Genomic DNA, 21,608 nt, shown 5'->3' with positions numbered 1-21,608 from the left:
CACAAACGCCATGCCGCACAGTCATGCGGGCCGATCACCTCGCCCGCTGGCTATCCATCCCGGTGGCGTCGCCAAAGACGCCGCACTGCGAACACGGGCGCGGTGATCACGGCGCACAGGATCATCGCCACTGCGGAGAACGGTCGATCCAGTGCATAGGCGGTGTCGACATAGCCACGCATGCCATCGGTGCTGCCACGCACTGCGGCGCGGAAAAAGTATCGGTGGGCCATGCGGGTCTGTGGCGGCGATGCACGCATGAGGCATTCGGCGAGACCCACCCAAGCCTCGGAATTCGCGCCGAGTCTTTCGGCTTCGCGGAAGTTCACAAGCGCGAATCGTCAGTCCTGCGGAATGCTGCCGACGATGGCTGCCGCGACACGCGGATCGCTCAGATAGCCGGTGACGCCATGCGGATCATCGTAGCCGTTCTCGACATCCGGATGGTTCTCGATGCCCGGCGCGAAGTTGTCTGCGGTCAATGCCGCATGCAACGCGACGAAGTCTTCCGGATCGGCGAAATTCATCCAGCGCTGCACATGCGCCGGCCTTGTCCGGGGCTTGGTGAAGCCCTTGCGGACACTGTCGATACCGAGCGGTGAGCCCAGGGTGAGCAGCAGCGGCACCTCGCGTGGACGGCCGTTCCGGGAGAACTCGCGCAGCAGTGCCAACGACACGACCGTTCCCAGCGAATGCGAGACCACGATGCAGGGTTCGTCGTCCTCGAACAGCGGACGTACCAGGTCGTTCACCTGCTCATGGACATGCGGGTTGCGGATGTAGGCGTGCGCCTGGCCCAGCACGCGCAAGGCGAGCGTGCCGCGCAGCGGAGACACGCGCTCGATGACACGCGCGATCGCCTTGATCCACGTCTTGTGGATACCCGCGCCCTGCGGAACCGCCACGGTCGCAGCTTCGCTCGCGAGATCCGACTCGGCAATCCCCATGCGCAGGGCCATCGCCTTCAACGCAGTCAACGCGAATTCGTCGAAATCGTCGGAGGCCTCTTCGGCGCCCATCGCGATGGTGCGGCCCGCCAGCAACACGGAGCTGAGCCTTTCAAGCGTGTCGCCATAGAACGCAGTGTCGATGCGGGAAAGCCGGTCGAGCGGATCCTGCCCTTGCCTCGCGAAGTTCGCGCGAAGCGCGGCCAGCCATTCGTCGTGGACGATGCGGTCGCTCTTGCCTTGCTGGTTGATGCCATGGACCAGGATCATGCGCATGGAAGACTCCTGTGGAGTGTCTGGAACGTCGCCGGGAACCCGAGCTGAAATCCGGCCTGGAACACCTCGCCTAGCAGGTCGCCAGTGCCATCTCCCGTTCCGGCATGGCATCGCCCCCCGCGAGCACGGCCAGCGCATCACGGCCATCCGCTGCGACATGCGTGAACGCCCCCGGACCCAGGTGCGCCATCGCCGCGAGCGCCTGGCTGCGCCATGCCTCGGCGCTGGCATCGCACGATGCGGTCGCGATCGCACCCCAGGCATGGCGCATCCACGGGATCCGCCCGGCGATCGGGTGCTGCTCGAAACCCGGCGTGGCTTCGTACGCGAAGCCCTGACGCGCTTCTTCGGGCGTGCGCGGCTGCCGCGCCGGAACCCCGGGAATGTCCGCGAACAGCCGTCCGTCCGACTCGCTGATGCGGCCTCCGCCGTAGAGCACGATGTCCAGCGGCACGGGCTGACCATGCTGCGCGTAGAAGCTGGCCATCGAACGCAGGCTCCAGGCATCGCGGATGACATCGTAGAACTGCGCGGCGATGCAGCCGAGCGTGATGACCCGATGCTTGCCGTGGCGCAGGAACGCAGCGGCGTCGACGATCTCCTCCGGGCTCAGCAACCCGGCGTGCGCCCGCGCGAGCAGATCGATGGCGAAATGGCCTTCGTGGCTGGCCGCACGGAGAGGCCGATGGAACAGACTTGCCGATCTTTCATCCAGGACATGCAACGCGGCGACGAAGCCCTGCACCATGCACACGGCGTGGGTGTGCCCGTTGTCGAGCGTCACCAGGCAATCGCTCGACGCGAGGCTGTTCGATTCCTCGCCGAGGCGCACCCGGAACCAGTTCGGCGGTCCGTCCACGCGGGACACTTCGCCGTACGCGGCCACCACGGAGACGACATCCGCACCGCTCACGCACAGGCCGCAACCGGTCTCGAAATGATCGCGCACCGTGACGCTCTCCACCTCGTCGCGAAAGGCCCTGCGCTGCGCCTCGCGGCTGTCCGCCAACGCATCGTCTGGCGTCTCCGTTCCTGGCTGCGAAGGCTTGGGCCTTGCCAGCGTGACGCGCTCGACCGAACGCGGGCGCGGCGATGGCATCTGCGGAGGCACGCCGATCCCATGGCTGTCATGCGGCGGGCGGTGTACGGCATCGATGTCCGGCGGCGGCATCTTCAGATAGATGCAATCGGTGTAGAAGCCCGGCTTCGGGCGCGGAATCATGCGCACGCCGTACTTGCCCGCTTCCTTCGACACGACGCGGTCGAGATGCCGCGCCAGCGACTGGCTGGTCACGGCCCAATGCCCATCGACCTGCTCCAGCGCCGTGGATGTCGCGTCACCTTCCAACGCATCGAGCAGGACTTCGGTAAACAGGCAGAAATCCTCCTTGCCGTCCACCGCCTTGATCATGAACGCCTGCTTCGCCGTGTCGACCGCGAAGAACTGGTCCAGTTCGTAGGGGCGCTGATCCTCGTCGGGCATGTCCAGCACCGGACTGCCCACAATGTCGATGAACTTCGCCGAGAACTCCTGGCAGGCATCGCCGATGATCGCGACCTGCCGGGGTCCGTAGTATTCCAGCATGCGCTGCAGCGAAGACACCTTGATCGCTTCGGTGGGACGCTTCTTCCAGTGGGTCAGGATCCAGTACTGGTCGCCGACCGCCATCGCGGCGCCATGGCCTGCGAAGAACACCACCAGGCGCTTGAGCTCGGTCGTGTCGGTCACCCGTTCGATCGCCGATGCGATGGCATCGCGCAACAGGTCCACCGTGACCTCGGCATGGGCCTGATCGTGGATCAGTACGGTGTCGTAGCCCTGCGCGGTGGCCCACCCCGCCATGCGCTCGGCCGCCTTGATCGCGCCGGGCAAGGGGTCGAGCCCGCCGCCGGGCTTCGAAACGCCGATGGAAACGAAGATCCGATCCGATGCGTCTGCCATGTCCTGTCTCCTTTGCGACACCGCACGGCTGGTGCCGGCTGGGTCGCCCGCAATCCTGCTACCGCGGTCACACAAACGCAAGGCAACGACAGCCGCAGGGGCTGCCCTCCGCGATTCGGAGCCGCATCACCCCATGACGCACAAAGGGCGACGCGACGGACCGAAGCCCGTCGCGCCCGTTGCCGATCAAGCGAGTGCGCGGCAACGCATCACGACGCTCACAGCCACAGGTTCATGGCGTGGTTCGCGACCGGGTTGATCGAAACCGAACTGCCCCAGTAGGTGCAGCCGTTGTTGCTGCCGACGTGCTGCAGGCCCACCGGCACGGCCCACACCGGATCGAGGTTGCGACAGAACACCTCGACCTTCGCGGTGCCGAGGGCCGAGACCAGCTGCGTGCGGAAGCTGGCATTGCCCACGCGCGCCGGGTTATACGCTTCCAGGTTCGGCCGCTTGCTGCGGATGGTGAACGCATAGGCTTCCGCCATGCCGCCGCCGAGGCTGTGTCCGGTCACCCGGTAGGTGTTGTTGCAGGCCACCGCGTTGACGGCCGAGCGGTAGCTGTTGAGACGACTGGCGTAGCCCGAACCGATCCTCGCCGCGTTGGACGAGGACTCGCCGGGCACCGCGACCGCGCCACCGAACTGGTTTTCGATGTTGTTGAGCCAGTCGCCTGCGGTCGAGCTGCCGCGCCAGGAAACGATGCAGTCCGTGGTGCCGCCGCTGGTGCTGCGCCACACCTTCACCACATCGCGATTCAGCGCCACCGTGTAGCTGCGCGTGCCCAACGTGCGATTGCTCGCTGTCGCCTGATAGGCATTGTTCGCGAACCAGGCGTAATTGCTGCCGGGTGCGATGGCCCGCGTCGCGAACGCACTGCGCATCAGCGCCTTCGCTTCCGTGGTCTGCAGGTAATCGATGCCCACCTCGACCGCCGCCTCGGTCGGCGTGAGATCGGTGATCAGCGTGCTTCGCTTGTCGGCCGCGATGCGCACCGCGACGTTCTGCAGGCCCTTCGTCTCCACGCCCGGATAGTACGCAGCGAGGAAGGCGTGCAGGCGCGGCACGTTCCAGCTGCTGCTCTCGGCCATCACCACCCAGCCCAGGTCGCGGGCGAGGTCGAGGATGGCCTGCGTCTTCCTGCGGTTGAGATCGAGGCTGTCCACATCGAGATAGACGATGGCATCGGTCGTGTTCATCGGCAGCCGGGACAGGCCGACGCGCGGCGTTCTGCCATCGAACATCTCGAAACCGACATCGCCCATGGTCGATGTCAGCGACACGACCGGCGTGCGGCCGTGGTCGACGGCAGGCATTGCCGGCTTCGATCCCGGGCGAGCGGCCTGCAGCGCGGACGCGCCGCTCCCGGCCATGGCGATCGTGCTTGCTGCGATCGTGGTTGCTGCGATCCATGCGGCCATCAGGCCGACTTTCATTGCATTGCGCTGAGTCTTCATGCTTGTCCTTAAACCTGAGTAGGTCATGTTGTCCGTTTCATTGCGAATGCCGACGACGCGCGCGCCGCCGGGCTGCCGGTCGACCTGGATGGCAAGGTCGTTGTCCCCAAAAGGCCGCATCCGCGACCGCTTCGATATCGGCGCCCCCGTGATGAACCAAGCGCACCGATGTTTCCCCGCCGCAACTCGGAGATCGCCCTGCAGCTCAATGGAGTCTAGCCGCTAGGTGCGGCGCACAATCGGCCCATCGACACGCAAGTCAGGGCCGCGGGCAGGCCATGCAATCGATTTCATGGCGAAGCAAAAGCCACTTCGCCACGGTCTCGGCCATGCCATGAGTGACGGATGGCCGCAGGAGATTGCGGCGTCCTGCCCGTGCAGCGAAAGCGACATCGCGACGCGTGATAACCCACGTCCACTGAACAATCACGCGTCGCCCATCGTGCGATACATCGCCCCGACCTTGCATGCGGTCGGGGCATGGCATCGAAGTCAGCGCGCCAGGCACCCGGCATTTCCTGACGAAGCCTTCACAGGATCGATGCGCACGCTGTCCGTTTGGGGATGCAGGGCGGATCAATCCGGCAGAGACTGCCCGCGCGACACCTTGAGGTAGCCGGCGACTTCGTAGGCAACGTTCTTTTCCAGGTCGGGCATGCTCTTCGAGGCACCGAGCCCACCCCCCCAGGCCCACGTGCCCTTGGGTTCGAACTGGGCCAGCGTCTGGCCGGATTCCGCGGAAACCAGCTCCACGATCATCTCGATCTGCACGTTGCCCGCACCTGCGATCATCAAGCGTGCGAGTTCGTTGCCCGGCTTGTACTGCGTGATGCGTGCACGCATCACGACGGTGCCTGCGGCATTCCCGCAACTGGTTTCCCTGCGCACGTCGGTGAAGACGTCCGGGCCCAGTTCATCGAGCACCAGCTGCGCGATGCGATCCGGCGCCGACTCGACAAGATACTGCTGCTTCACGTCCTTGGCCTTGGGATCGGCCATCACGAAGGGTTCCACGCACAGGGTGGAATACGTCGAAAGATCCGTCTTGGGCCAATTGGCGATATGGGCGGCACGACGCTGCAGGCTGGTGGCGCGCGTCCTGTCGTCAGGTCGCTTCGCGGCGCTCGCAACGGCCTTCCCGTATCGCTTGCTGGCCATCTCGGCAGCCTTGGCCGTTTCGCGCGGCGTCGGCGTTGCGTAGGCGGACACGCCGTCGATGAAAGCCTTGCCGGACTTTTCGTCGAGTGGATCGAACGTCATCCAGATGGCGTAGTAGTAGGTCTTGCCCGCTTCGACCTCGATCGTCGTGTTGAGCTGCGCCCAGTTGAGCCAGAGCAGATGCTTTCCCGGCGACAGGTAGGCATAAGTGTAGCTGTCGCTGTCCAGCGTGCCGAGGAAGGTCTGGTCGGCGAATACGAACATCGTCCGGCCTCCGCCGGTAAACCGCTTTTCACGGATCAGGTAGACCAGGGCCTTGTCCGGCTGCACTTCAGCCATCTGCTTGTTCCCGGTCAGGTTGGCGCCGGCCGACATCCCGGCAATGGCCAACCATCCGATAAGAATCCACACGACGGCGCTCAAACGGAATGCATGCATGCCTTGCCCCCTGGCTGGCGAATACGGATTGCGATCGATGTTGCAGGCACGACATGCCCGACCGGCCGTGTTCTACCCCACGAGAGGGGAGCACGTCAATGAAGTCCAGGACTCGGCCAGTCGCACCGACTTTTCACATCTGCGTGAACAAGGCGGTGCGCCGAGGCACACCCTGTTCGGGAATCCGGGCGCGGGGATCGGACGGCAACGATGGACACACCCACACCGTTTCAGCAGCAGTGGCTGTTGCAGGGCGGGCTCATGCCAGCCATTACCATGCAAATGATTCTGCACATGGCCAAAGACGTAGCACGGAGACGCGCCGCATCTTGTGGTTCGCAGTTCCTTTGCGGCGGACTTGGGCCCGCCCTGCGGCCCGACGCGGACGGAACAACAGCACGCAATCCCCGACCATGTCAGGCAGTCTGCATCCGCGCCTTCCGCACGGCATGCAGTGCCAGCACGAGATAGGCAGCACTGAAGACGATCGTGGAGTCCACAATGCTGCGAAACATCAGGACCGGCCATCCCGCCTCTGTTCCAAGCTTCAGCAACGCAATGGCGAGCCCCAGGACTGCAGACAGCAGGGCCGCTGTCACCAGCGGCAGGCTTTCACCCAATGCAGGGAATCGCAGGCAGGCTTCGCCCCCCACCGTGCGCGCCAGCCAGCGACCGTACGCGAAGCCGATCACCAGGATGCCGAAGAGCGTCCCGGCGTGTTGCAGGATGTTGTAAGTCGCAAACCTGCGGCCTGAGACCTCGAACAGCACCTCGCGCAGTGGCGCGATGATCGACACCATCATGCCGCTGGCATGCGTGAACGAATCCCAGGCCACATGCGTCATCGCCCCGATCCACAGCGCTGCGATCATCCTCGCGGCATCCGATGCCGGCCAGCATGATGGCGAAGGCAGGCTTTCGATCGCCCGGCGATGCAGCAGCGGGAGTGGCGCAACCAGGACACGGCGCAGGCGCAGCAGGACCAGCAGCAGCACGAACGCGCTCGGCAAACAGACATCCAGCGTCCCGCGCAGCGTGTGCGCATGCGTGGCCAGTCCGAAGGCGCCGATGTAGTAGCCGAAGTCCGGCGACAGGCTGCCGACCACCAGCCCCGACAGCGGCAGCGATGCGCCGCCGAAGCGCCGAACGAAGATTGCGGCGGCGGGATGCGCGAAAGTCCAGGGCATGCGTCGTCGATTTCAGGTGTGGGCAACGCGTCGATCGTGGCCATGGACCGTGAGCCGTGCACGAAGCCAACGTGAAGTGACGTTCGACGCATCGTGAACGCGCGGGCATTGCGTTATCCAGGCGCGGGGGCGACCCGCGCCCGGTGAAGCATCACGCCGCGGCGCCATCCAGCGGCACCAGCCGGTCATCCTCGTCGTAGCGGAGGCCGCAGAGCATCGCGGCCATGCCGCGCAGCACCGCTTGCGGGCTGGCACCGCTGGCTTCGCACAGGGCGATGAACTGCGGCGGGACTTCAACCAGAAGCACGTTGGACGGCTGGAACTGCGACTTCGGCTTGGACATGACGGCACTCCGTTTCGCCCGGCGCCCGGAGTGGACGCCGTTGGCGATTCAGATCCGCATCGCGCGCAGGCGCGTCAAGGTTTGCGCCGCAACTCGCCTCGACCTTGACGCGCCGAGCACGGTGCGAGGATGGGAAGGCAACGGTGGGCACATCTTAGGAATGACTTCGCTTGCCTCGTAGGCTGGGTGCCGTGCACCAAGCGCTCTTGGAGTGGGCGAATCGCTGGGTCGATGACCCAGTCTGGGCACTGCAAGGATGGCGAAACAGCAGGCCTGTAAGAAGTGACAGGGTCGCCTGGTTGCCATCACTGACTACTCAAGAAATTACTCTATTGCCTAGCTTAGGATACTTATCTCCGTCACCACCCACCACCACTCAGGGCCTTCAAATGCGAACGCCGGGCTATTCGGTTTCCCAGAAGATTGGAACTCTTGGAAAGCGCGTATTTGTCGGAGGCCACCCCGACTCTTGGTTCACAGAAAGCGAGCCCGCTCAGAATTCTGACTTCGGCTTCGACATGAGCATGTGGCTAGAAGGGCTTGGCAATATCCGTGGGCGGTTCTCGGTTCAACTCAAATCCGGCGCTAGTACTAACTTTGCTGGCACCGCAGCGGAACAGTTCATCCAAGTTGGACTGACACCGGAGACATGCAACCTTTACCTTCAGGATGGACAGCCGGTACTCTTGGTCTTTGTAGCGCTTAAGGACGAATCAAGCACTGCCGGCGCACAAATGTATTACCTGTGGATTGAAGACGAGTTGCGGAAGCGATTAGAAGGCCGCCTAGAGTTTGACGACTCAGATCCAGACAGTATGACATTTCGCGTACCTGTAGCTAACCGGCTGACACAGGAATTGGATGTTTCGACTCATCTTGATACTTATTGGACGCATACGAGAATCTCGAATCAGCTTCGAAGCCCGGAAGGCATCGGGGCACTTAGCACAATTTCTTCGCTAAGCCCTCGCGCGCAGTCCGCCCTGACGGCTACTGGCCACAAGAGTTTGGATCGTTGGCTCACGAATGAAACCATGTCAGGCGACAACCTCTGGCCGACGCCTAAATCAGGAACGGCCGTTGCTAAAATAAAACAAATAAACGATGCCCTGAACAATGGAAATGCAACTGAGGCCGATCGGCTTATAGATGAACTGAACCGAGAACAATTAGAAGACTTTGAAGTACTGGCAGAGCTCAGATATCAAGAAGGTCGGCGCGCCTTCCTCGATGGAAACCCGAAGCACGCGCTAAATCGATTTACAGAAGCGGTAACGCTTCAACCTGATAGTGCGAGATTCTATGCTGCAGAGATTGAGGCTGCAGTCGCTGCCAACATGGGAAATACACCACCAATTCCGCCCGGACTTCTGGCACGAGCAGACCGCTTTGACTCGGATGAACATGTACAATTCCAACTAGTTCGCATCTTCGCTCTAGAAGAGAATTATGAAAAGGCCGAACAACTTATCGCAAGCCTCACCGGGCCAACCAAGTCTAAAGCGGAAACTCTATATTTCACAATCAAAGACGATTGGGCGGCAGCCCTGTCCTCTGCAGATCGCGGCCTTTCCACGCATGCAGACACGCGCATCGTCACCTTCTTGAAGATATTGCGGCTACGGGCTTTACTCAACATCGCCACCGGCGGGCAAGGCAGCATTACAGTTGGAGGACACCCAGACCTCAAGGCATCTGACGCATTAGCTCTTCGCGATGCCACTCTAGAATCACTTCGTGAGGCCCAAGCATCTGGGTGGCCAGCAAACTCTCAGATGATCCTCGACTGTGCATCAGCGGTCTGCTTGACATTCGGGCCAGATCGCGAGCTATTCAATCTTCTAACTGACTTTGCACAGAAGAGACCAAGGTTGCGGGAAGCGCAAGACGCCTTGGCCCGCGTCGCAACCTTCATCGATGAGCCATCAATCGCGGTATCTGCGCTCAAGAGGATTGACAACCCAGATCCTGCAGATCTGGCTAGGCTCGTTCTTTTGTATAGCGAGTCTGGATCGCACACAGAGGCCGTTGAGGTCGCACTTGCACACCTCATCGATAAGCCGCACGACACTCTCGTCGACATAGCTGCCGCAACGGCAGCCGTGTCTGCTTATAGGCTCGGCTCAAGCGCGGAAGAAGCAAAACTTCGCTCATTTGTGGCAGAAGGCGACCCGGCCTCCCAGTCGCTGCTTAATTTCATTACTGACTCGCTCAAGAACCGACAAAATCGCGAAGAAAACTTGGATCGTCTCTGGGATGATGCAACGCGAAGCGGCGGAAATGAGACACTACAAGACAACCTATTCCAGTACCTAAGACCAGATCGCGATGCCGACATCGATCGGATTCTAGAGATCGGCACGATCACCTCACGCAGAAGAAATCTTACAGAGATGGAGGCAGCAAAGTTCTCTGCCGCCCTCCTGAGGCGCGAGCGGTTCCAAGACTTAATCGACTTCACCGCGAGAGCTCAAGAGTTCTACCCACAAAACGAGAATGTAGGACTTACCAGAGCCATTGCGTTAGAGCGAATTGGCCAGTCGTCTGCTGCGGAACGAGTCCTTCGGCGATTTGATCATTCGTTCCGCGCAGATCTTGTCAGCGCGCGGACGCAACTTCTGCTCCGAATCGGCGATGTAGATTCACTCGTTTACCTAACCAAGCGCGCCCTCGCAGCGGCAACGGATCGTGAAGATCGCTTTCACTACCATCGCTTACTTGCAACGTTGTATTCGCGTGTAGACCGCTCGCAATACATGGAATCAGTGTGGCGTCTCGGCGAGGCCGCAGACAAGGACCTAGAAGCCGAAGAAGGAGCATTCCTTCTGCACTTCGTGATGGCAACGGCCAGCGCCGGTGCTGAGGTGTCGCAGCAGAGAGTTCAAGAGTTCCAAGAGAGGGTCAAACGCTTCACAGACAAGTTCCCCAATTCATCTATTCTTCGCGTTGGCCATATTTCGGAAGGTGCCAGCCCGGAAGATTTTTTGTCGCAGCTGCAGCGGATGGCTGGGATTTCTGAAGAGCTCGCAAGGGCTCAACAGAAGGCACGAGCGTTCGGCGAGCGGAGCGGATCGCATATTCCCTACGCATTTCGACCCCGCACCTACGCTCCATACGTTTCTAATGTCGCGGACTTGCTGCGTATCACCATCAATGCTTGGCACCGGGGTGAGTCGTCGAGGATCATCGTCGGAGACATTTCATTTCCTCGAACCGAGCCATCGTTACCGCCGATCCTAGACCTCGTTTCCGTGTGCCTCCTGGTGGAGCTTGAATTGTTCGATAAACTGTTCTCGGTTTGGACCGCCGTAGCTATCCCTAAGGAGTCGTTGATCCATCTATCAGAGCTGATGTTCGGCCCTCTCGATGTAGGAAATTCAGATTTGATAGACAAAGTCGCCGAGGCGATCCGTCGGAATCACTCTGCAATAGTTCAACCCGGCCTACCAATTGGAGTAGAGGTGCAATATCCTCACGGCGAGTTCGCGACTATCGAAGCTGAGGTCGCATCTAAACGCTACGAGTATCTGACCGTAGACCTTGCGACGGCCTCAATTCTTGGCGCCGGCGAGAGCATCACTGGACGCTGCCGCACCCTCTGGGACTTTTTACAATTCGCTGAGGCAAAGGGCGCGCTCAGCAAGACGGACGCAACGTTGACGCGCCTTCGAGTCGCCTCGTGGAACACACATGGCACGCCACTGGAGCCAACAGATATTGTCGCGGCAGCGCTAGGAGCCATCACCTCTTCAGATGCGGGAGACGATACGCCCGCAGCGCGTGCCGCCATCAAGTTCTTTGCGGCGCCGAATCTACATCAAACCCTTATAGGCACGACGGCAGTTCTCGCAGACTTGGCGAGCAGATCTGATTCCACTCGCGGTGATGCAGCCGCGTGGTTTGTGCGCATCTTCTATAGGGAGGCAATACTTGCTCGTTCTATTGGATTCAATGGCACAACCGACGACCTAACGGCGCAGCTTGCTGTTTTGTGCGTCGTGAAGACGCACGAGGATCCGAATGCTCAGACAATAATGGAGTTCGTCTGGCACGTACTTGAGAGTGCGCGTGCCACACTCGGTGGAAGTTCAGACCGCAACAAATTCTTCAAGCTCGTTGGCAGGCGCGCCGCAGGAATTTTTGACGAAATCGTTAAAAAGCATGGCCTAGCAGCCATGTCGGTTGAAGGACAGATCACCAATCTTCTCTTCTCACTTACCACACCCGGAACCCAAGACCGCGCTGTACTTGAAGATGCGTACTTTGAGGAGACAAGAATGCTACAGATGTGAGTACAGGCCCCGCGCATCTCAGTGCGCCTTCGATCAAGTGCGCCCTAAATACCCCTTGCTTTTTTTTGCGCCGATTGCGTATTCAAGTCCGAGGGACATCCGGAAGAAACTCGTAGTGAATAACTGCTATGAGTCGATTCCAGCCCCTCAACACGTCCAATAAACCCGCCTCCTCAAATCCACCACCTCCGGCCCATCACTGCACCCGCCCACCTCTTCGGCAGTGCGATCCGCCGGGTTGTGGCCGAGAACCCACTGCTTCGACGCGGCATGCCACATCAGCTCGCCCTCGGCGACAACGCCAAGCGGAAACACGGAGGACGGCTTGCGATTGACCAGCACGATGCGCGTGCCGGTGATGTGCGCGACCAGCGGGGGCGCGGGGAAGTTCGAGTGTTCGGCGGAGCGATGCCGGAAGGCGTATTCGCCATCACGGAGGGGCAGGCGCTCGACGGCGCCGGCCGCGAGCGGCAGCAGACCAAGCAGCAACAGTACGCGCGATCCCATCATGCGAAGCCGGTGACATCCCCTGTGTTCCGGACAGCCTAGCGCAGCCGCGCGCGGGCAGCAGCACCGCTCGGCGGAATGCGCCGAGGTCGGTGTGCGAACTGATGCCGAACTGATCCCGGCGGTCGCAAATCCCCCCGCCGCGCGGTGCGCGTCGGCCCCCTTTTGCAAAGGGGGCGATGTGGCCGGCGACATCGGTAATGGCTACGCGCCCCCTGTACTTACCTGCTGAGGACGGCGCGCACCGAGGCAGGCCGTGGCACTCACTTCGCCTTGGCGTCGCCCGGCTTCTCGTACGCGGCATGTTCCAGCTTCACCCAGTTCGCATCCGCCTTGCGGATGAAGCCGGGGCGGTCCTGGTTCCAGGTGCTCTGCACGGGCTTGCTGTAGTTGAGGTACAGGCGGCCGTCGACGATGGCGAAGGCGTCGGGGTCGGTGGAGACCTTGTAGCCCTGCGCGGTGCCGTAGGCGCAGAAGCCGCCGTAGCGCGGGGCGTAGCGTTCGGGGTCGGCGGCGAAGCGGTCGCGGTTGGCGGTGCTGGCGAAGCGCCACGTGGCGCCGTTCCATGCGTGGGTGATGTCGGCCTTGCCGCGCACCGCCTTGGACTCGGTGTGATAGGCCACGGGGTCGTAGCCACGGATGGCGCCGTCGGCGGTGGCGAAGACTTCGTCGGCGGCATTGGCGCTGCTGCAGCCTGCCAGCGGCATGAGCGCGGTGCAGGCCATGAGCAGGGACAGCATGAGGGTGCGGAACATCGGGATCTCCCGTCGGGTGTGTGGTGCTGACAGGAGGCGGGCATGGCGCGGATGGTTGCGTGGGGACCCTGGATGAGCCCGCTTTGGCCAAGGGGCGAAGGCGGGTCGAGGCTTTCGCACCGCCATGGCGAACTCAATCGCGGGCGAACACCACCCGCACCCCGCCGGGGCCGAGCACTTCGGCCAAGCCGTCGATGTTCTGGACACGGCCGAGCCAGGTGTAGCGGTAGGACGAGGGGAAGGTCCTGTAGAAGACGACGATGGTGTTCGCGCCGTAGAGCATCACGTCGCCGGCGCGGATCGTGCCGGGCCGCTGGGCGTCGACGGGCAGCGCCGGGTGGATGTCTGCGTGCTTCTCGTTGCCGTTGAGTTCGGCCATGTCCAGCGTGAACGGCAGCCGTGCGGCGAACGCGCGTGCGGCGGCGGTGTCGGCGAGCTCGACGGTGAAGGCATGGGCGCCGATGGTCATCTGCATGCGGGTGTTCTCCAGCGGTGCACCGGCCGCCTGTTGCCGTGCCGGTGCGGCGGGCGTTGCGGCACTGCACGCGACGATCGCGGACAGGCTGCAGGCGAGGCCGAACGCACGCGCCCGGCCGGTGGCGATGCGCATGGCCTCAGGTGCCCGCGAGATGGCGATCGAAGAACTCCGCGAGCCTGTCGAAGGGAATCACGTCCGCGCGGTCGTACAGATCGACGTGATTGGCACCGGGGATGATCAGCAGTTCCTTCGGCTGCGCGGCGGCGGCATGGGCGGTTTCGCTGAAGTAGCGCGAGTGCGCGCGTTCGCCGTGGACGAAGAGGATCGGTCGCGGCGCGATCTCGCGGATGTAGGTCAGCAGCCGCATATTCATGAAGGACAGCGGGGTGGTGATCGTCCAAGATCCGTTCGAGTTGACCGAGCGCGGATGGAAGCCGCGCGGCGTCTTGTAGTAGTCGTGGTAATCGACGAGGAATTGCGCTTCGCCGCCCTTGAGAGTGTTCATCGGCGGACCGTAGGCCGGCGCGCCCTGCTCGGCGTCGCGCCAGCGCTGGCGACCGAGTGCCTCAAGCGACTGCGTGCGCTGTTCGAGGGTCACGCTGTCGTTGTAGCCCTTGGACATGACGCGGGTCATGTCGTACATGGTGCTGGTGGCGATGGCCTTGACGCGCTTGTCGACGGCGGCGGCGTTCAGCGCCATGCCGCCCCAGCCGCAGATGCCGAGGATGCCGATGCGCTCGCGGTCGACCTCGGGCAGCATGCCGAGGGCATCGACCGCGGCGCTGAAATCCTCGGTGTTGATGTCCGGCGAGGCGACGTTGCGCGGCTGGCCGCCGCTTTCGCCGGTGTATGACGGATCGAACGCGAGGGTGACGAAGCCGCGTTCGGCCAGGGCCTGCGCGTACAGGCCCGAGGATTGTTCCTTCACCGCGCCGAACGGGCCGCCGACAGCGATGGCGGCCTGCCTGCCGCGCGTGTTCTTCGGCACGTACACGTCGGCGGCGAGGGTGATGCCGTAGCGGTTGGTGAAGGTGATCTTGCGGTGGTCGACCTTGTCGCTCTTCGGGAAGACCTTGTCCCAGTCCAGGGTCAGGCGCAGGGCTTCGCTGCGATCCGCCTGCGCGTTCGATTGCGCGAAGACCGGCGTGCCGGCTGCGGCGGCGATGAGGGCGCCCACGCCGGCGACCTTCAGCAGGCTGCGGCGTGGGCGGCTGCCGATGTGCGTGTCGCTCGTTTTCATGTCGGTGGTATTCACGAGGATGTCTCCGTGTCTGCCGCGCTCAGGCGGCCAGGGTGGCGTTGTCGATGACGAAGCGGTAGCGCACGTCGCCCTTGAGCATGCGTTCGTACGCGGCGTTGATGCCGTCGGCGCGGATGAGTTCGATGTCGGCGACGATGCCGTGTTCCGCGCAGAAATCGAGCATCTCCTGGGTCTCGGGAATGCCGCCGACCATCGAACCGGCCAGGGTGCGGCGCCGGGTGATGAGGTTGAACACGTTGGGCGAGGGATGCGGCGTGGCCGGCGCGCCGACCAGCACCATCGCGCCGTCGCGCCTGAGCAGGGCGAGGAAGGCGTCGAGGTCGTGCGGCGCGGCCACAGTGTTGAGGATCAGGTCGAAGCTGCGGGCGTGCGCGGCCATGGCGTCGACGTCGCGCGAGACCACCACGTCGTCGGCACCCAGGGCATGCGCTTCGGCGCGTTTGGACTCCGATGTGGTGAAGGCGACGACGTGCGCGCCCATCGCATGGGCGAGCTTGAGACCCATGTGGCCGAGGCCGCCGATGCCAACCACGCCGACCTTCCTGCCGGGACCGGCCTGCCAGTGGCGCAGCGGCGAGTAGGTGGTGATACCCGCGCACAGCAACGGCGCGACGGCGGCGAGCTGTGCTTCGGGATGGCGAATGCGCAGCACGTATCGTTCGTCGACAACGATCTGCTGCGAGTAGCCGCCGAGCGTCCAGCCCGGGGCATCGGGTGTGGGGAAATTGTAGGTGCCGACCATCCCGTCGCAGTAATTCTCGAGGCCGCTGTCGCAGTCCTCGCAGTGGCGGCAGCTGCCCACGATGCAGCCGACACCGACGAGGTCACCCGCGGCGAAGGCGGTGACATGGGCGCCGACCTCGGCCACGCGGCCGACGATCTCGTGGCCGGGGACGCAGGGGAAGCGGGTGCCGGCCCATTCGGCGCGGACCTGGTGGAGGTCGGAATGGCAGATGCCGCAGTAGGCGATCTCGATCCGGATGTCGTGCAGGCCGGGGGCGCGGCGGGTGATCTGCATCGGTTCGAGGGGCTGGTCGCCGGCGTGGGCGCCGTAGGCGTGGACGGTCATGGCGATTCCGGGGTCGGAAGGGAATGGCCAGTCTGCGCGCGCACGACCCGTCTGATTAGACGCGGAATGCTTTTAAGGTCTATAAGTCAGGCTAATCAATCGGGCATGCCACACTGGGCCATGGCACGACGCAACCTCAACGACCTGCTTGCCTTCATGACCGTGGCCCGGGAAGGCAGCTTCACCCGCGCAGGTGCATCCTTGGGCGTGTCGCAGTCGGCATTGAGCCAGGCGATCAAGGCCCTGGAGGAACGGCTGCAGATCCGCCTGCTTACGCGTACCACGCGCAGCGTGTCGCCGACTCCGGCCGGGGAACGCCTGCTGCAGGCCATCGGCAACCGCTTCGAGGAAATCGAGTCGGAGTTGGACGCACTGACCGCGTTGCGCGACAAGCCTGCGGGCTCTGTGCGCATCACCTGCGGCGACCACGTACTGCGCACGATCCTGCTGCCGAAGCTGCTGCCGGTGATGCGGCGCTATCCGGACATCCGCATGGAGTTCGACGTGAGCTACGGCCTGCGCGACATCGTGGCCGACCGTTTCGATGCGGGCGTGCGCCTGGGCGAAAACATCGACAAGGACATGATCGCGATGCCGATCAGCCCGATGCTGCGGATGGCGGCGGTAGCCTCGCCCGACTACTTCGCGCGCCACCCGGTGCCGAAGACGCCCGGCGACCTCACCGCGCACAACTGCATCAACATCCGCTTTCCCACATCCGGCGGGCTGTACGTATGGGAGTTCGAGAAGCGCGGGCGGGAGGTCAACGTGCGCGTGGACGGACAGGCGATCTTCAACACCTCGCCGCACATCGTGCAGGCCACGCTGGACGGGCTGGGCATCGCCTACCTGCCCGAGGAGGAATTTGCGCCGCACATCGAGGGCGGCCGCCTTGTGCGCGTGCTGCAGGACTGGTGCCCGCCCTTCTCCGGCTACCACCTCTACTACCCGAGCCGCCGCCAGCATTCGCCCGCGTTCGCGCTGGTGGTGGAAGCGTTGCGGCTCTAGGCACGGGGCGCATTCGCACGCCCCACCCGCCTCACGTCGACAGATCCGTATCGTCCCAATCCACGCCGGGTGACAGCGTCCAGGTGAGTGCGTGGCGGCGTTCGTGGGTGGTGCCGCCGTCGCGGACGGGGTGGAACTGCGGCGGGAGGGTGTCGCTGCCGGTCTGCGCGCTGCGCACGGCGTTGTGGGCGCAGTAGTAGAGGTCTTCGAGGCGCGCGATGTCGGCGACGGGGCGCAGCGTATGCGAATCGATGAAACCGGCGACGGTGGCGTCGAGGTCGGGCAGGAAATCGAACAGCATGCGTTCGATCACGGCCTTCGGCAGCTGGCCCTGGAAGAAGGGGGGCTCGGGTTCGAAGCCGAACATCCATGACAGCGCCCACATGTTTTCGAGGCGCCAGCCGATGCTGCCGGCGTGTTCCTCGCGGGCCTGTTCGCGCGGCAGGTCCAGCACTTCGGCTTCGTCGGCGGTGAGATGTTCGCGCACGGCGTTGCGGGCGATGAAGGCCTGCAGGCGTTCGGTGGTGGCGACGTCTTCCGAGGTGCAGGCCCAGAAGAACAATGCATGCAGGGCGAGCAGGCGCGCGGCGATCTCGTCGGCGGGGCGCAGGCGATCGATGTGGTCTTCGCTGCGATGCAGGGGCAGCCAGCGCGTGCAGAGGAAACCGCGTTCGGCGAGCAGGCGGTAGTGCTGTTCGCGCTGCGCGACGCGTGCGGGGTCGCAGCCGTCGGTCGGCGCTTCGTGGCGAAAGGCGTCGGGGTCGACTTCGCGCAGCGGCGGCGGCTCGGATGCGGCATCACCATCGCCTACCGCCATCGGTCCGACGAGGAAACGGCCATCGGGCAGCAGCAGGCTGTTGAACACGAACATGAAGCCATCGAAGCGCGCGATCAGCGCCATCAGCGACGCGAACGAGGGCGAGTCGGTGGAGACCGGCTGCGGCAGCGAGACGCCGACGGCGGCGCGGGTGCGCGCGATGCGCTGCAGGGCCTCGTCGCGGGCTTCGCCGCTGCCCGGCGCCTGGGCGACGTAGCCCCGGAAACCCTGCAGGTGCCCGGCGAGGTCGGGATGCTGCAGGTGCAGGCGGATCGGGCCTTCGCCAGCGTCGTATTCGAACCAGGTCGGCGCGCGGAACAGGCCGCCGTCGGAGCGACCGTTCGGAAAGACGGATTTGAGTGGGAGTTTGTCGAGCGGGAAGTACAGCGCGCAGGCTTCGATGGTCATGCGAGGTCGTGTGGTTCGGTGGCTGCGGCACCGTAGCACGCCATGGAAACACAGTGCATGCATGAGCCCCCTTTGCAAAAGGAGGCGGCGCCAGCGGCGGATTTGCGTGCTGATCGATGCCTGCGGCATGTCGCGCACAACACTTGCGATCGCAAATCCCCCCGCCGCGCTGTGCGCGTCGGCCCCCTTTTGCAAAGGGGGCGATGGATTACTGCGAGGCCTTGGTCTACGGGCAGCGGACAGGCCTCGGTCAATCTTGGCCGACCACCCTTGCCGCACGATGGAAGCCCCAGGCCGAGGCCAGCCAGGCGGCGACGAAGACCACGGCACTGACGCCGGCTTCGATCGAGCCGATGGCGAGGCCGTAGACGCCGGTGAGCGCATGGACACTCGCGGTGACGACCATCGCGCGAGCCATGCCGGCAGGACGCAGGCGGGCGAAGGCGGCGCCAATGGCGGCAACCGCGAGCACGCCCGCATAGACGAGGTTCTCGGCGTTGTTCTCGCTGCCGATGATGCCGACGGCGAGGTTGATCCACACCAGCGCGAAACCGGTGCCGACGGCGATGGCAGCGGCGAAGCGATAGGCATGGCTGCGCGAAGCCCACATCGCCAGTTCGCAGGCACCGCAGGCGATGGCGAGCATAGTGCCGAAGACGAGGAAATCGAAGCCGTCCCAGTTCACCTCAGTGCTGTTGAACTGCATGGCGATCCACGGCAGCGGCAGGAGCATGCCTGCGCCGCCCCACAGCAAAGCCCGCAGGACGTGTTTCGTCGGCAATGCGCGTTCGTGTCCGTGACCTGTCATGGCGAACCTCTCCCCGTGTCGTGGTGTCATGAGGCCGCCAGCCTCGTGCGGCCGGGTGCACCCGCGATGTCGACACGGTGAAGCCTGCGTGAAGCGGGCCCGTCGCCGGGCCCGCGTCGTCCTGCAAGGCCAATCGAGCGTCAGGCCTTGCGGTAGAACCGGTTCAGGGCATCGAGCATCTGCGCGACGCCGGTGTCGCTGCCGTAGCTCAGGCGCTGCAGGCGCGCGGCGATGGTGTCGCCGTCGTTGCAGCGCTGTGCCGGGTTGACCTGCAGCTTGGCCAGGCCCATGAAGCCGCGCACGTTGCGCGTGGCAGCGGCGTAACACAGCGGGCTGTCGTTGTTCAGTTCCGGCAGCGGACCGCTGAGCGCGACGGCGTCGGCCAGCGGCGCGATGCCGTAGGCCATGCGCGCGTTCTGCCAGCGCAGGCTGCAGACGACCAGCGAGGTCGCCGCGACCTTCGGCGCCGGGCTGGTGTCGAGCACCATCTTCGCGACCGTGGTTTCCACGCCGGAACGGCAGATGCCTTCGCCGAGTGCGCGCGGTTCGGGCGCCATCGCCAGCAGGCGCTGCATCGCGACCTGGCTGGCGCCGATCGGCTTGCCGTCCTTGTCGAGTCGCTCGGCGGCCTTGCGGATCAGCGCGGCGGCGACGATCGGCACCTTGCGCGCGGGGAACCAGTCGTCCGGCACCGGCTCGATCACCTGCAGCACGACTTCGGCGCGCGCGTTGTCGGTGAGCAGGTAATCGGCGAAGTCCAGGCGCACGTTCCAGGCCTGCGGATTGCGCGCGAGGAAGGCGTTGACGATGCGCGGGTATTCCGCCATCCGGCCGGTCTTGCGCAGCACCACCTGCAGGTGGTTCAGCGCGGTGACGTGCACGTGCACGCGGCCCTCGGGCTGGCCAAGGGCCGCCTGCAGGTAGTTCGCGGCGGCGGCGTAGTCCTGCTTCGCGTAGGCCAGGTCACCACGCAGCAGGTTCAGCAGCGGATGTTCGGGTTCGATCTTGCTCGCCGTGTCGAAGGCCGTTGCGGCTTCATCGTCGCGGCCCTGCAGGTAGCGCAGGCGACCCTGCTGCACGTGCGCATCGGCGAGATCGGGCTTGAGTTCGATCGCCTTGGCCAGGAAGCGATCGGCCTGCTCGTAGTTCGGAGCCTGGATGACCGCGCGCAGCTGCTCGCCGGTGACCGGCATGCGCGGCGCGGTCATCAGCGCGGCCTCGGCGAGCAGCGTCTTGATCGCGGCATCGGCCGGATCCATGCGCTCGGCCTGCGCCAGCTTCACCTGCGCATCGGCGGCTGCGGCGGGCGTGCCGATCTGGTGCAGCGAACGCCGCGCATCGGCGACCAGCGCTTCCTTGCCGGCCGCACCGCCGGGCAGCACGGTCTGCACGTTGTTGCGGTCGAACTGTTCGACCAGCTGCTCGTACCAGGCGCCGGCGCGGAAGTCGAAGGCGCTGTTGAGCGCGACGTAGTAGTCGCCGGCGAACGTGCCTTCGACGAAGTTGAGGTAATCGGCGAGGTCGCCGTCTGGAATCTTGACCAGGGCCGGCGCCAGCCAGCCGTCGACCACGGTCTCCATCGCGACCGGCGACGGCTTGGGCGGTGCGGCCTGCGGCGCGGACTCGAGCACGACCGCCAGCGCTGCGGCTTCATCCTTCGCCACGGCGTCGATGTTGGCCTGGATGCGCTGCAGCAGCATCGCCGACGCGATCCCGCGCAGCAGCGCCCGGCGCTTGTCGGTCATCTTCGCGTCTTCCTCTTCCGAGGGCGCCGGCTTGCGTGTCCAGATCGCGGTGGTGATCGCGCGGGTCTCCGGCTTGCGCGACCAGGCGTCCATCGAAGCGATCCCCTCGCGCTGCCCGCTGATGCCGGTGAGCAGGCACGCGGTGCGCTCGCGCAGGCGCGCGTCGGCGAAAGCCTGGTCGAGCACGGGCTTCAGGCGTGGCATCAGCTGCGGATGGCGCTGGGCGAGCAGGCCTTCGAGGGTTGCGCGATGCTGCGCGAAGCGGCGGTTGACCTCGGCGATGTCGCCGGTCCGGTCCATCGCACGCACCAGGACCGCGAACGCCTTCTCGTCGTACTCCGCATTCCCGCACTGCGGGATCGGCAGCTGCGGACCGGTGTCCTGCGCTTCCTTCTTGCAGCCCGTGGCCAATACCGCAACAGCCAGCCCGACTCCCATCACGATTGCACGCATCTCGCATCCGCTCCCGTACCGACGATGGCCACAGGATAAGGCCAAACCCGTGTCATCCGCCTGCACGACCAGCAGGCCCGGCGGTCGCGGTCCAAGCTGCGCCCGGGCGCCATGCGGATCAATGCCCGCAGCCCGTGTGCAGCCCCCCTCGCAACGCGTTCAGGCGTGTCTGGCCGAATCCGGAATGGGGGCACAGGCGCTGCATCGCGGTCGACCTCGACGTGGAAGGCGATGATTCAGGGCCGGCAGGCCCTCAGCC

The 21,608-nt window shown here is 64.3% G+C and carries 17 protein-coding genes; 3 read left to right on the top strand and 14 right to left on the bottom strand.

From position 1 onward, the window contains the following. Positions 1-341: 341 nt before the first annotated feature. The 3 genes from ACFQ0E_RS06490 to ACFQ0E_RS06480 all read right to left on the bottom strand — a co-directional run bounded on the left by ACFQ0E_RS06490 (position 342) and on the right by ACFQ0E_RS06480 (position 4,448). A complete protein-coding gene (locus ACFQ0E_RS06490; protein ID WP_386822856.1) occupies positions 342-1,370 on the bottom strand; it encodes a hypothetical protein in 1,029 nt (342 codons plus the stop codon). After that, positions 1,294-3,165 (bottom strand): caspase family protein, encoded by a 1,872-nt coding sequence (locus tag ACFQ0E_RS06485; RefSeq protein WP_386822855.1) that lies wholly within the window; start codon positions 3,163-3,165, stop codon positions 1,294-1,296. Before ACFQ0E_RS06485 ends, ACFQ0E_RS06490 begins: the two co-directional genes overlap by 77 nt. 218 nt (positions 3,166-3,383) lie before the next feature. Next, complete coding sequence (locus tag ACFQ0E_RS06480; RefSeq protein WP_386822854.1) at positions 3,384-4,448, bottom strand: lipase family protein; 1,065 nt, start codon at positions 4,446-4,448, stop codon at positions 3,384-3,386. On the opposite strand from ACFQ0E_RS06480, the gene ACFQ0E_RS06475 reads away from it, so the two are divergent. Further along, positions 4,429-4,614, top strand: coding sequence for a hypothetical protein (locus ACFQ0E_RS06475; protein ID WP_386822853.1), 186 nt, complete (start codon positions 4,429-4,431; stop codon positions 4,612-4,614). The genes ACFQ0E_RS06480 and ACFQ0E_RS06475 overlap by 20 nt on opposite strands. A gap of 584 nt (positions 4,615-5,198) precedes the next feature. On the opposite strand, the gene ACFQ0E_RS06470 is transcribed toward ACFQ0E_RS06475, so the two are convergent. The 3 genes from ACFQ0E_RS06470 to ACFQ0E_RS06460 form a co-directional block, all read right to left on the bottom strand. After that, positions 5,199-6,218, bottom strand: a complete 1,020-nt coding sequence (locus tag ACFQ0E_RS06470; RefSeq protein ID WP_386822852.1) for a DUF4410 domain-containing protein — start codon at positions 6,216-6,218, stop codon at positions 5,199-5,201. Positions 6,219-6,634: 416 nt separating this feature from the next. Next, positions 6,635-7,405, bottom strand: a complete 771-nt coding sequence (locus ACFQ0E_RS06465) for a DUF4184 family protein (RefSeq protein WP_386822851.1) — start codon at positions 7,403-7,405, stop codon at positions 6,635-6,637. 151 nt (positions 7,406-7,556) lie between these two features. Then, the gene (locus ACFQ0E_RS06460) at positions 7,557-7,748 is read right to left on the bottom strand and encodes a hypothetical protein (RefSeq protein WP_386822850.1); all 192 of its coding nucleotides are present in this window, start codon (positions 7,746-7,748) and stop codon (positions 7,557-7,559) included. Between the two features lie 389 nt (positions 7,749-8,137). Between ACFQ0E_RS06460 and ACFQ0E_RS06455 the strand changes: the two genes are divergently transcribed. Then, positions 8,138-12,040 carry a DUF4365 domain-containing protein gene (locus ACFQ0E_RS06455; protein ID WP_386822849.1) on the top strand — a complete coding sequence of 1,301 codons (3,903 nt, stop codon included), beginning with the start codon at positions 8,138-8,140 and terminating at the stop codon, positions 12,038-12,040. Between the two features lie 147 nt (positions 12,041-12,187). Here the strand turns inward: ACFQ0E_RS06455 and ACFQ0E_RS06450 are convergent, their stop codons facing one another. The 5 genes from ACFQ0E_RS06450 to ACFQ0E_RS06430 all read right to left on the bottom strand — a co-directional run bounded on the left by ACFQ0E_RS06450 (position 12,188) and on the right by ACFQ0E_RS06430 (position 16,110). Further along, positions 12,188-12,550: a hypothetical protein gene (locus ACFQ0E_RS06450; RefSeq protein ID WP_386822848.1), complete on the bottom strand. Its 363-nt coding sequence runs from the start codon at positions 12,548-12,550 to the stop codon at positions 12,188-12,190. Positions 12,551-12,810: 260 nt separating this feature from the next. Beyond that, positions 12,811-13,302 (bottom strand): YHS domain-containing (seleno)protein, encoded by a 492-nt coding sequence (locus tag ACFQ0E_RS06445; protein ID WP_386822847.1) that lies wholly within the window; start codon positions 13,300-13,302, stop codon positions 12,811-12,813. 133 nt (positions 13,303-13,435) lie between these two features. Continuing rightward, positions 13,436-13,912, bottom strand: a complete 477-nt coding sequence (locus ACFQ0E_RS06440; RefSeq protein ID WP_386822846.1) for a cyclophilin-like fold protein — start codon at positions 13,910-13,912, stop codon at positions 13,436-13,438. 4 nt (positions 13,913-13,916) lie between these two features. Continuing rightward, a complete protein-coding gene (locus tag ACFQ0E_RS06435; RefSeq protein WP_386822845.1) occupies positions 13,917-15,035 on the bottom strand; it encodes an alpha/beta hydrolase in 1,119 nt (372 codons plus the stop codon). 25 nt (positions 15,036-15,060) lie between these two features. Continuing rightward, positions 15,061-16,110: an NAD(P)-dependent alcohol dehydrogenase gene (locus tag ACFQ0E_RS06430; protein WP_386822844.1), complete on the bottom strand. Its 1,050-nt coding sequence runs from the start codon at positions 16,108-16,110 to the stop codon at positions 15,061-15,063. Between the two features lie 120 nt (positions 16,111-16,230). On the opposite strand from ACFQ0E_RS06430, the gene ACFQ0E_RS06425 reads away from it, so the two are divergent. Further along, on the top strand, positions 16,231-17,118 hold the full coding sequence (locus ACFQ0E_RS06425; protein WP_386822843.1) for a LysR family transcriptional regulator: 888 nt from the start codon (positions 16,231-16,233) through the stop codon (positions 17,116-17,118). 31 nt (positions 17,119-17,149) lie between these two features. Here the strand turns inward: ACFQ0E_RS06425 and ACFQ0E_RS06420 are convergent, their stop codons facing one another. From ACFQ0E_RS06420 to ACFQ0E_RS06410, 3 genes are all read right to left on the bottom strand, one after another. After that, positions 17,150-18,343 (bottom strand): DUF4272 domain-containing protein, encoded by a 1,194-nt coding sequence (locus ACFQ0E_RS06420; protein WP_386822842.1) that lies wholly within the window; start codon positions 18,341-18,343, stop codon positions 17,150-17,152. Between the two features lie 250 nt (positions 18,344-18,593). Further along, positions 18,594-19,151: a hypothetical protein gene (locus tag ACFQ0E_RS06415; RefSeq protein ID WP_386822841.1), complete on the bottom strand. Its 558-nt coding sequence runs from the start codon at positions 19,149-19,151 to the stop codon at positions 18,594-18,596. Positions 19,152-19,291: 140 nt separating this feature from the next. Then, complete coding sequence (locus tag ACFQ0E_RS06410) at positions 19,292-21,349, bottom strand: hypothetical protein (RefSeq protein WP_386822840.1); 2,058 nt, start codon at positions 21,347-21,349, stop codon at positions 19,292-19,294. Positions 21,350-21,608: the final 259 nt, after the last annotated feature.

Source organism: Lysobacter brunescens, assembly GCF_042677005.1.
GTDB lineage: Bacteria > Pseudomonadota > Gammaproteobacteria > Xanthomonadales > Xanthomonadaceae > Lysobacter_I > Lysobacter_I brunescens.
Note: the sequence above shows the minus strand (reverse complement) of the source record. Positions and strands in the feature narration are given on the sequence as shown.